Origin of the sequence: Mesorhizobium sp., assembly GCF_041661565.1 — a bacterium.
Classification (GTDB): domain Bacteria; phylum Pseudomonadota; class Alphaproteobacteria; order Rhizobiales; family Rhizobiaceae; genus Mesorhizobium.
This window is the reverse complement of sequence record NZ_JBAZUD010000064.1, coordinates 19639-28415: the sequence shown is the minus strand read 5'-3', so window position 1 is coordinate 28415 and position 8777 is coordinate 19639. Positions and strand designations below refer to the sequence as shown.

Below are 8777 nucleotides of genomic sequence, written 5' to 3'. Positions count from 1 at the left end.
TCAGGAGACGCGCCGGCGATCTCGCTCTTGGTGCTGGGCGATTCCTCGGCCGCTTCGGTCGGCATCGGCAATTCCGAAGACGGCCTGGCCGCGCAACTCGCCATGCTGATCTCCCGCCGCACCGGCCGCGCGGTGCGATGGCGGGCCGCCGGCTTCAACTCTGCGACGTCTGGCCAGATCCGGGACCATGTGCTGCCCAATCTGTCGGCCGATCCGTGGACGCATATCGTGCTGGCCATAGGCACAAACGACACCAAGAACTTCCACTCGGTGCCGCGTTTCAAGAAGGAGTTCGGCGGCCTGCTCTATGCGTTGCGCGCCAAGTGGCCGGAAGCGCGCGTGGTGTGGTCGCCGGTGCTGGAGTTCACGCGCGCGCCGGCCATGCCGGCGCTGCTCGGCGAGATCCTCGAAATCCGCGCCACCGCGATGAACCGGATGGGTGAGCGCCTTTGCCTGGAGCGCGGCGCGGTCCCCGCCCCCCGACTGCCCATCACCGACCCCGGGGCCGGTTTTGCTTCCGACGGCTTTCATGCCTCGGAAGCCGGCTATCGGGCATGGGCCGAGCATCTTGTCGGGCCGGTACTTGCCGGCTGAACACCGATGCGGCCGGTGTTGTCTTCCGGTCTAGGTCAAATGACCCAGCGCCGCCGCCAGCGAGATCGCGGCCATGGCCAGCAGCGCCAGCTTCCAGAAGTCGCCGCGGCGTTTCAGCCCCGGCCAGCCCAGCGGCTTGATCAACTGGATGACCATGAAACCGACAATGACCAGGGCGAGAATTTTCGTCATGTCGCCTTTGACCAGCAAGACCGGCGCCTGTCAAAGCGGTTCGATCGGCTGCCGGCAGGAAATCGCGGTGCGTTTTCGGCCTGGCCGCGCAGCTGGTCCGACGGTCCATTACCAACGCCCCCACGGCAGGCTGCCTCCTGACAGACTGCTGTCAGCAGGGGTGTGCGATGATGTTCTTGTCCAGAGAGAGGAGACTGGTGATGAACGGATTTTCCATCCTGCGCGGAATGCAGCATTATGTCGGCAAGGTTCGCACCATGCACAACGAGATCCGCGCCCGGCGGTTCATGAACGCGTTGCCGGCGGACGTTCGCAAGGATATCGGCTGGCCGGATATGTATGACCGTTTCCCGGGCGGCAACTGAGGCCTTGCAACCGGCGTCGGCGGCAGTGCGGGCGCTTTAGCAAGAGATCGGCAAGGAGCAGCTACATGTCTGAACGCAAGACGATCGGCCTTCTGTTCATCGAAGGGTTCGCCGATTGGGAATATGGACTGCTGGCCGCCTCCGCGGTCGAGTGGTTCGATGCCCGCGCCGTATCGCTCACTCCAGACGGACAACCGGTGCGTAGCATGAGCGGGTTTCGGCTCACGCCGGATCGCCCGGCCGGGGTCGGCGAAAATGCCGATCTCGACGCCATAGCCGTCATCGGCTCGGATCAATGGGCTGGCAAGACCCCGCCTGATATTGGCGAACTGCTGACCGGCATTGCCGCCCGCGGCGGCGTGGTGGGCGGCATCTGCGCCGGCACGCTGGCCCTCGCCCGGGCCGGCCTCTTTGCCCACGCCAGGCATACCAGCAATGGCCGTGACTGGATCAACGGGCACGAAGCCGGCTACGTCGGCGACGTCAACTATCAGGACGTGCCGCACGCGGTTGCCGACGGCGCCGTCGTTTCTGCTCCGGGCTCAGCCCCCGGCACATTCGCGCTGGCTTTCCTGAACGCACTCTATCCCGAACGAAGTGCCGATATCGCCAGGATGCGGACCATGTTTGCCAGCGAGTATGCTGAAGGCTCCTGACAGAATGGTGTCAGGAGCCGCATGCGATGGTAGGGCGGTCACCGAGGAGGACACTCGATGAAAAGCTGGAACGACAGGTTGAACACGCCGGGAATAAACGGCATCAGGCCGGCGCCGCGCGCTATGGCTGGCATTGTCGAGGGCCAGCCGATGCTGGTCCCGACCGCGCGCCAGGTCGACGATTTCATCCGCTCGATTCCCCAAGGGGTCGAAATGGATGTGCGCGCGCTTCGGACCGCCCTCGCCGTCGAGCATGGCGCCGAAGTGACATGTCCCGTCACGATAGGCTATCATCTGCGCACGGTGGCGGAAGCAGCCGGGGAGGATCTCGAACGCGGCATGGCGTTGAGCGACGTCGCGCCGTTCTGGCGTGTGCTCGATGCGAGGACGCCGACGACAGGCAGGCTATCCTTCGGCGCGGAATTCGTCGCCGCGCAGCGCAAGCACGAAGGGCTCAAACCATAGTGCACGTCGTCGGAAATCCGGACCCGGTCTGGGGCGACAAGCGGGCAGACAACACCGAGGGACCATACGATGCGTCGCGCCGACAGGCTCTTTCAGATCGTGCAGCACCTGCGTGGCGGCCGTCTGGTCACCGCGCAGAAACTTGGCACATGGCTCGAGGTTTCCGAGCGAACCATCTATCGCGATATAGCCGACCTGCAGTCGACCGGAGTGCCGATCGACGGCGAGGCGGGCGTCGGCTACATGATGAGGGAGGGTTTCGACCTTCCGCCGCTGATGTTCACGCGTGACGAGATCGTGGCGCTGGTTGCCGGCGCCCGCATGGTGCGCGCCTTTGGCGGCGCCGCCATGGCCCGCGCCGCCGAGGAAGCGCTGGTCAAGATCGGCGCCGTGCTGCCCGACGCCGAGAAGGACCGCATCGCCCGCACCGAGATCCACACGCCGATGTGGGTGGTCAGCGACGCCGCCCGTGAAGCCATCGACCTCATCGAACGTTCGATCGAGAAACGCCAGGTGCTGACCGTCAACTATTCCGACGAGGCCGGCCGCGGCAGCGCGCGCGATATCCGTCCGCTTGGCCTGTGGTTCTGGGGCAAGGTGTGGACGCTGGTCGCCTGGTGCGAGATGCGCGACGACTTCCGCGCCTTCCGCATCGATCGCATCGCCTCGGTCGTCATCGCCGGACGCATCTTCAAACCCGAGCGCGGCAAGCAGCTTGCCGACTTCTACAGGGCCGTGGAGCGCAGCGAGGACTACGGCATGGCGCCCGATCGGGCGGCGCGAAGCTGAAGCCGCCTGATCCCACAAAAAAGCCCGCTCGAAGCGGGCTTTTTTCATTGAAGGTGCGAGGTCTCACTCGTCGTCGTCATTGTCCGTGTTCTTCGACTTCAGGGCCGAGAGCTTGGCGAACACGGCGTTGGCGTCGAGTTCGGCATCCTCGTCCTTCGGCTTCTCGGGAGCCGGCACGAGGCGCTCGGTCAAGGCCGCCGGCAGCAGCGTGTCACCGGCCGGCTGTGCCTGTTCGCGGCCACGCGAGGCTCGGTTGACTTCCATGTCGAGGTCGATCTGCGAGGCGAGGCCCAGCGTCACCGGATCCATCGGCTGCAAATTGGCCGAGTTCCAGTGCTTGCGCTCGCGGATCTGCTCGATCGTCGACTTGGTGGTGCCGACCAGGCGTGAAATCTGCGCGTCCTTGAGTTCGGGATGGTTGCGCACCAGCCATAGAATGGCATTGGGGCGGTCCTGGCGCTTCGACAGGGGAGTGTAGCGCGGACCCTTGCGCTTGGATTCAGGCACACGCACCTTTGGATCGGAAAGCTTCAGGCGCTGGTTGGCGTCCTTCTCGGCGCGGGCGATCTCGTCGCGCGTCAACTGGCCTGTCATGATCGGATCCATGCCCTTGATGCCTTGCGCCGATTCGCCATCGGCGATCGCCTTGACCTCGAGCGGATGCAGCCCGCAGAACTGCGCGATCTGCTCGAAGGACAGCGCGGTGTTGTCGACCAGCCAGACGGCGGTCGCCTTGGGCATCAGCAGCGTATTGGCCATTTAAAAATCCTTCTCGTTCGCCCGCGTTCCCGCGCGGGCGGTGGTTTAGAGCCACCAAAATGGGAAATTCGCGGTCTGTATAGCCGCTCTCGGGTCGTTTCGCAACGGTTTTGGAGAAGCGAGCCGGACCGCGTCATGGTCGTCAAAGTGTACGCCGGTCCTCGCCGAGCGCGGCGCCCTGGCTTCGAATGGGGACGCCGGGCATGATCCAATCGCGCTATGGCACGAGGCAAGGACAAAAGCACGATTAGTCGAAGGTCTCGCTTGGTCTACCCGCCATCCACTTTGCTGTCATGGATACGCTCCAGCTTGCTCTTGTGGATACGCTCCAGGATTGCGCGGGCAGCCTCGGCTCGTTCCTTCGGCCGGCCGGTCAGATGCTGCCCGCCCAGTGAAGCCGGCATCTCCGTCTCGCAATCCCAGACCGTCCATGCATTTGTCGGGTCTAGTATGCAGACGTACCGCTCATGTCTTTTTTCATTGGTCAGTTGGGTCCTCCCGATATCGGCCCAAGCAAAGGACTGGCGCGCACCAGATGCTCCGCACGCTACGGCTTCGCCGGTTTGGTTTCTGTCTTCGGCTGCACCGCCATCGAAGGCGCATCCGGGGGTGGACCGGGATCGGTCGGCTTCGGTTGCCCCGCGACAGGAGTCTCCGGCGCTTGCGGCCCGCCCGACGTGAGGTTGACCGAGACCCCGAAAATCTTCCACTGCCGGTTCACCGGTTCGAACAAAAGCTCGAAATTGAGTTGCAGCGGCACCGACGGGAAAAATCCGGCCATGTGCAGCATGCCGCTGGGCTCGATGCGTGGCAGCAGTGTCAATTGTGGCTCCAGCACCGCCACCGCGCTGAAATCGAGGCCTTGCTTGCGCTGGTTGGCGAAGATATCGCCGAGTTTGGCGGCGCTGTTGGCCTGGAAGTTGGGCGAGCCAAGGTCACGCAGCACGGTGTAGTTGCCGGTCTTGTTGGCCTGGTCGAGCGCCAAAAGCGCGCTTCTTGTCAGGATCAGCACGCCATTGCGGTCGATATCGGCGGCATGGGCCGCCTTCTGGCCGACGCGCTTTTCCTTGGCCTGCGCGTGGGCCGACGGCGGCGGCCCGGCGATCGTTGCCAGCGCTAGCATGGCGCCGACAACGATCGCCCCCCGCCCAAGACAGCTTGTCCGCACGCTGGTCCGCCCTGGGCGTGCGATCGGCACTGTCCAAGCCAAGATCAATTAAGCGTCCAGGATGCGCCGAGGCTGACGCCGACATCGCCACGACTGGTTGTTGCCGAGATCGCGCCATTGAGGCGGAAGTCCAGGCTTGGGTTGTAGCCAAGGCCGAGCGCCAGGCCGGACTGGCCTTTGAAATTGCCGAACCCACCGGCGAGCGAAAGTTTGCCTGGTCGATCGTCGTAACGCAGCCCGGCCGTGGCAAGCGCCAGCGCCGTTCCGCCACGCGCCTCGGTGCGATTCTCGCTGATCTGGCCACCGAGATCCTGGAATCCGCTCTCCAGCGCACCGACGCGACCGTCGAGTTGGGTGATGTTGTTGGTGTTCGTGGTCACGCGGTTGTCCAGACTTACAATCGCGCTGGTGTTGTTGCTGATGCGTGTTTCGTGATCGGCAAGCTCGGTCGTATGACCGGAGACCGTGCTGGTCAGATTGCTGATTGCAGTGGTGTTCTGCGAAACTTTCGCAGGCAGCCCCTCCAATGTCGCGACATCGAATGTGGAGGCGGCAAGATTGCCGTTCGCGTCGGTGGTCATCAGATAGGTTGTCTCGCCTTGCGCGTCCTTGCTCGCCTGGGAGGCGACGCCGGCCAGTGTGTAGGCGTTCTGGGCGTTGCCGATCGCCACCTGATTGTCGGCCGTGGTCTTGACGCCTTCGCCGATCGCGATCGAACCGGTGAAATTGGCTTCGGCCGCGGCACCGATCGCAACCGCGTAGGACGCATTGGCCTTGGCGACGTAGCCAACCGCGGTGGAATATTCCAGGCCGTTCACGCCTTGCCCGGCTTCCGCTCCGGTGCCGATGGCTGTGTGGTATAGGTTAGGAGCGATCTGGTTGTCGTAGCCTGCCTTTGCTGCCGCGCCGACAGCAAGACTCTGTCCGAAAGCCCCGGCGGAGTAGCCGACGGCTGTGTCATATTCGGAAGGCGTATTCGTACTTCCGGTAACAGCGAATACCCCGACGGCTACAGACCGATCGCCGTAGGCTACCGTGCCGTCACCGCAGGCAAGGCTGGAGCTACCGTCGGCGGTTTCGTTTCCTGCCCCGCATGTAACTGCAAACGCGGTCTCAGAGGCGGATGTCGAGATGGCCAGACCCATCAAGCCAGCGAGAAGGATCGCGGCGATTGGTGTGTCGCGTGGGCCGGAACGTTTGAGTATCTTGTGGCATCCTGATGATTGCCGCATCTGCAATCCATCCGCACAAACGAGTGTTGCGGGGGTCTCTGAGAGGTGCGTTGCACCTCCGATTGTTCTTGCTATCACGCCAAAGCCCCCGGTCGAATTGCCAATGCAGGGGAGAGTGCAGACAAGGCGATGAACCGAACAGTCGTCATATGACGACTGTTCCTCGGTTTGTGAGGCCACTACCTCCTGGTTGGGTCGGGATGTTGCCATATGGTCACATATTCATTGTCGCTGATTGTCACGGGTCGGAAACGAGCGGGCTTCAACATCGCCTTTCGCGGCAATGCAACTTGTGCGAGCGCTTCCGTGTGCTAATCTTTTTCACGAAACTTGATCGTCCCAAGGATCGGAAAGCTCCCAATGGCTGACGTCACCATCGAAGCGGTCTCCGCCGTGGTCGGCCAGATCTATGAGGCGGCCTACGACCAGGAGCGCTGGCTCGATGCGGTGAACGGCCTGCTCGACCTGTTCGGCGGTTCGCGCTCTTGCATTGTGCGTGTCAGTCCGGAAACGCTCGACGCCGTCGCATCCGACCCGGATCCGGAACTCGTTTCGCAGGAAGGCGTCGAGGCCATGCTTCGCGACCCCCTGGCCGCGGCGTCGGCCGCCTTGCCCGTCGGCACCGTCCATCGTTGGCCGCTGATGTCCGACGAGACAGCGTTCCGCCGTCGCGAACTCTGGCAGGACTGGATGAGGCCGCGCGACATGTATCACGGGCTGGCCTGTAACCTGCTCGCTTCCAATGGCGCGCACTGGCTGCTCGATATTCATCGCGGAGCACGGCAGGATGCATTCGGCGCCCACGATATCGACCTTTTGCAAAGGATCGTGCCGCATGTCATACGCGCCGGCCAGATCGGCCGGCGGTTGGAAAACATGTCAGCGCTGGCATCGGCATTCTCACACCTGCCCTTCGGCGTCTTTCTGGTCAGCGGCCATCAGCACATCGCGCAGATGAACGAGGCCGCCGAGGCGATACTGGCGCGTCCTGACGGTCCGCTGGGACTGAGGGACGGCACAATAGTCGCCGCCAGCGTGAGAGATACACAGGAACTGCAGCGACTGGTTGTGGATGCCTGCTCCTTGCGAGATGGGGTGATGCCGGGTGTCGGCGGAACAATGTTGGTGCCGTCGGACCAAAAGCGATCGGACCTGACGCGCCTGGTCCTGTCGGTGGCGCCATTCGTCGATGCCCGCGCTTATGGCCTGGCGTCGGAGCGCTGCGCGGTGATCATGGTGACTGAGGTCGCCAGAAATATCCCCGCGGGCTTCGAGACGCATCTGCGGGGTCTCTTCGGCCTGACGCCGGCGGAAGCCCGGCTGGCAACGACATTGGCATCCGGCCGGTCGCTGAGTGAAGCCGCGGCAGCTTCGAGCATCACCGTGAAGACCTCCCGCACCTATCTCGAACGGATCTTCGCCAAGACCCGCACCCGCCAGCAAAGCGAACTGGTCGCGCTGCTCAAAAGCACGGAACCGCTAAGCGGACGCAGATAACTGCACCGCAAACAGATTCGATCCTAAAACCGGCTCCAGACTGTGCCGCTGTAAGGTGTTCCGGTATGCGGTGCCAGGCTTACGGTCCCCGCCACTGTGTTGCCGTCGAGCCATTTTGAGCCGGGAACATCGCCCAGGCATTCGAGCGTGAACTGATCCTGGCTTATCGCATTGGCTCGCCAGGCGGTTCCGGTAAACCGTCCTCCCAACTCCGGCGCCAGCCCCACCGTGCCGTCGACCGTGTTGCCATCGAGCCATTTTGGCCCCGGGACATTTCCAAGACATTCAAACGCGATGCGGTCGTCTCCCAGATCGTGAATGATCCAGGCAGCGCCCGTGTAGGGAGAAGTGGCCTTGGGCGCGAGCGCAACGGTGCCAGTCACCGTATTGCCGTCGAGCCACCGGGGCCCTTCCACGCTGCCACGACACTTTAGCGATGAGCGAAGGCCAATCACATCCTGCATGACATTGCCGAAGGACAAATTGAAGTAGACCCTCGCCTTCACCCCATTCTGGTTGGCCGTCATGTGTCCGTTGCAAGGGAGCGGATCGTTTCGCGTATCGATCTCGAAGACATGGTCGGCAACCTGGTCGCTCATGCCCCAGACATGAGGTTCCTCGTCAGTGGCCGTGAAGCGCAGGGAAATGATCGGCGTGAGCGGGAAGAGAAATGTCATGCCGATCTTGAGCGTGTCGCCGCTGTCGGTGGCGGGAAATCGACCGAGAGACTGACCGCTTCCATTCACTGTCAAAGCAAAGTGCATATCGGCAGAACCCATGGCGTCGCCGTCTTTCAGAACCTTGATCTCCGTGACATGACATTCGCCAATCGGCATTTCATCCTCCTCGGGGTCTCGGTTGCATCGAAGGTCGGTAGCGCCAAAGGAGCCACAACGAACGATGCTGAATGCAGCCGGCACAACAGCTGCGTCGAAGCGTAGTAAGTCTGCCGGGTCGGCGACAGTCGGCATATGACGACTGTTCGGCGACATGCATTTCGTCCAGATTTCGCCTTCGAATGCGGCTGCCTGCATTGCAGGAGCGGCGCTGCGGGTGGGGT

Annotated in this window: 12 protein-coding genes; 6 read left to right on the top strand and 6 right to left on the bottom strand. The window is 63.0% G+C overall.

Going from position 1 to position 8777, the window contains the following annotated elements:
• A partial coding sequence (locus WC739_RS13470; RefSeq protein WP_372953526.1) for an SGNH/GDSL hydrolase family protein occupies positions 1 to 594 on the top strand: 594 nt, incomplete at its 5' end.
• Positions 595 to 624: 30 nt separating this feature from the next.
• Here the strand turns inward: WC739_RS13470 and WC739_RS13465 are convergent.
• Complete coding sequence (locus WC739_RS13465) at positions 625 to 786, bottom strand: hypothetical protein (protein WP_372953525.1); 162 nt, start codon at positions 784 to 786, stop codon at positions 625 to 627.
• A 200-nt stretch (positions 787 to 986) separates the two neighbouring features.
• On the opposite strand from WC739_RS13465, the gene WC739_RS13460 reads away from it, so the two are divergent.
• From WC739_RS13460 to WC739_RS13445, 4 genes are all read left to right on the top strand, one after another.
• Positions 987 to 1151, top strand: a complete 165-nt coding sequence (locus tag WC739_RS13460; RefSeq protein ID WP_372953524.1) for a hypothetical protein — start codon at positions 987 to 989, stop codon at positions 1149 to 1151.
• 65 nt (positions 1152 to 1216) lie between these two features.
• Positions 1217 to 1807 carry a DJ-1/PfpI family protein gene (locus WC739_RS13455; RefSeq protein ID WP_372953523.1) on the top strand — a complete coding sequence of 197 codons (591 nt, stop codon included), beginning with the start codon at positions 1217 to 1219 and terminating at the stop codon, positions 1805 to 1807.
• 57 nt (positions 1808 to 1864) lie between these two features.
• On the top strand, positions 1865 to 2272 hold the full coding sequence (locus WC739_RS13450) for a hypothetical protein (RefSeq protein WP_372953522.1): 408 nt from the start codon (positions 1865 to 1867) through the stop codon (positions 2270 to 2272).
• Positions 2273 to 2341: 69 nt separating this feature from the next.
• Positions 2342 to 3061: a helix-turn-helix transcriptional regulator gene (locus WC739_RS13445; RefSeq protein WP_372953521.1), complete on the top strand. Its 720-nt coding sequence runs from the start codon at positions 2342 to 2344 to the stop codon at positions 3059 to 3061.
• Between the two features lie 63 nt (positions 3062 to 3124).
• Here the strand turns inward: WC739_RS13445 and WC739_RS13440 are convergent, their stop codons facing one another.
• The 4 genes from WC739_RS13440 to WC739_RS13425 form a co-directional block, all read right to left on the bottom strand.
• Positions 3125 to 3820 (bottom strand): DUF1013 domain-containing protein, encoded by a 696-nt coding sequence (locus WC739_RS13440; protein WP_372953520.1) that lies wholly within the window; start codon positions 3818 to 3820, stop codon positions 3125 to 3127.
• A 269-nt stretch (positions 3821 to 4089) separates the two neighbouring features.
• Complete coding sequence (locus WC739_RS13435; RefSeq protein WP_372953519.1) at positions 4090 to 4224, bottom strand: hypothetical protein; 135 nt, start codon at positions 4222 to 4224, stop codon at positions 4090 to 4092.
• Between the two features lie 143 nt (positions 4225 to 4367).
• A complete protein-coding gene (locus WC739_RS13430) occupies positions 4368 to 4943 on the bottom strand; it encodes a hypothetical protein (protein ID WP_372953518.1) in 576 nt (191 codons plus the stop codon).
• A gap of 89 nt (positions 4944 to 5032) precedes the next feature.
• Positions 5033 to 6400 carry a YadA-like family protein gene (locus WC739_RS13425; protein WP_372953517.1) on the bottom strand — a complete coding sequence of 456 codons (1368 nt, stop codon included), beginning with the start codon at positions 6398 to 6400 and terminating at the stop codon, positions 5033 to 5035.
• A 180-nt stretch (positions 6401 to 6580) separates the two neighbouring features.
• Here WC739_RS13425 and WC739_RS13420 point away from each other — a divergent pair, with 180 nt between their 5' ends.
• Positions 6581 to 7717: a helix-turn-helix transcriptional regulator gene (locus tag WC739_RS13420; RefSeq protein WP_372953516.1), complete on the top strand. Its 1137-nt coding sequence runs from the start codon at positions 6581 to 6583 to the stop codon at positions 7715 to 7717.
• Positions 7718 to 7740: 23 nt separating this feature from the next.
• Here the strand turns inward: WC739_RS13420 and WC739_RS13415 are convergent, their stop codons facing one another.
• Positions 7741 to 8709 carry a hypothetical protein gene (locus WC739_RS13415; protein ID WP_372953515.1) on the bottom strand — a complete coding sequence of 323 codons (969 nt, stop codon included), beginning with the start codon at positions 8707 to 8709 and terminating at the stop codon, positions 7741 to 7743.
• Between the last annotated feature and the right edge of the window lie 68 nt (positions 8710 to 8777).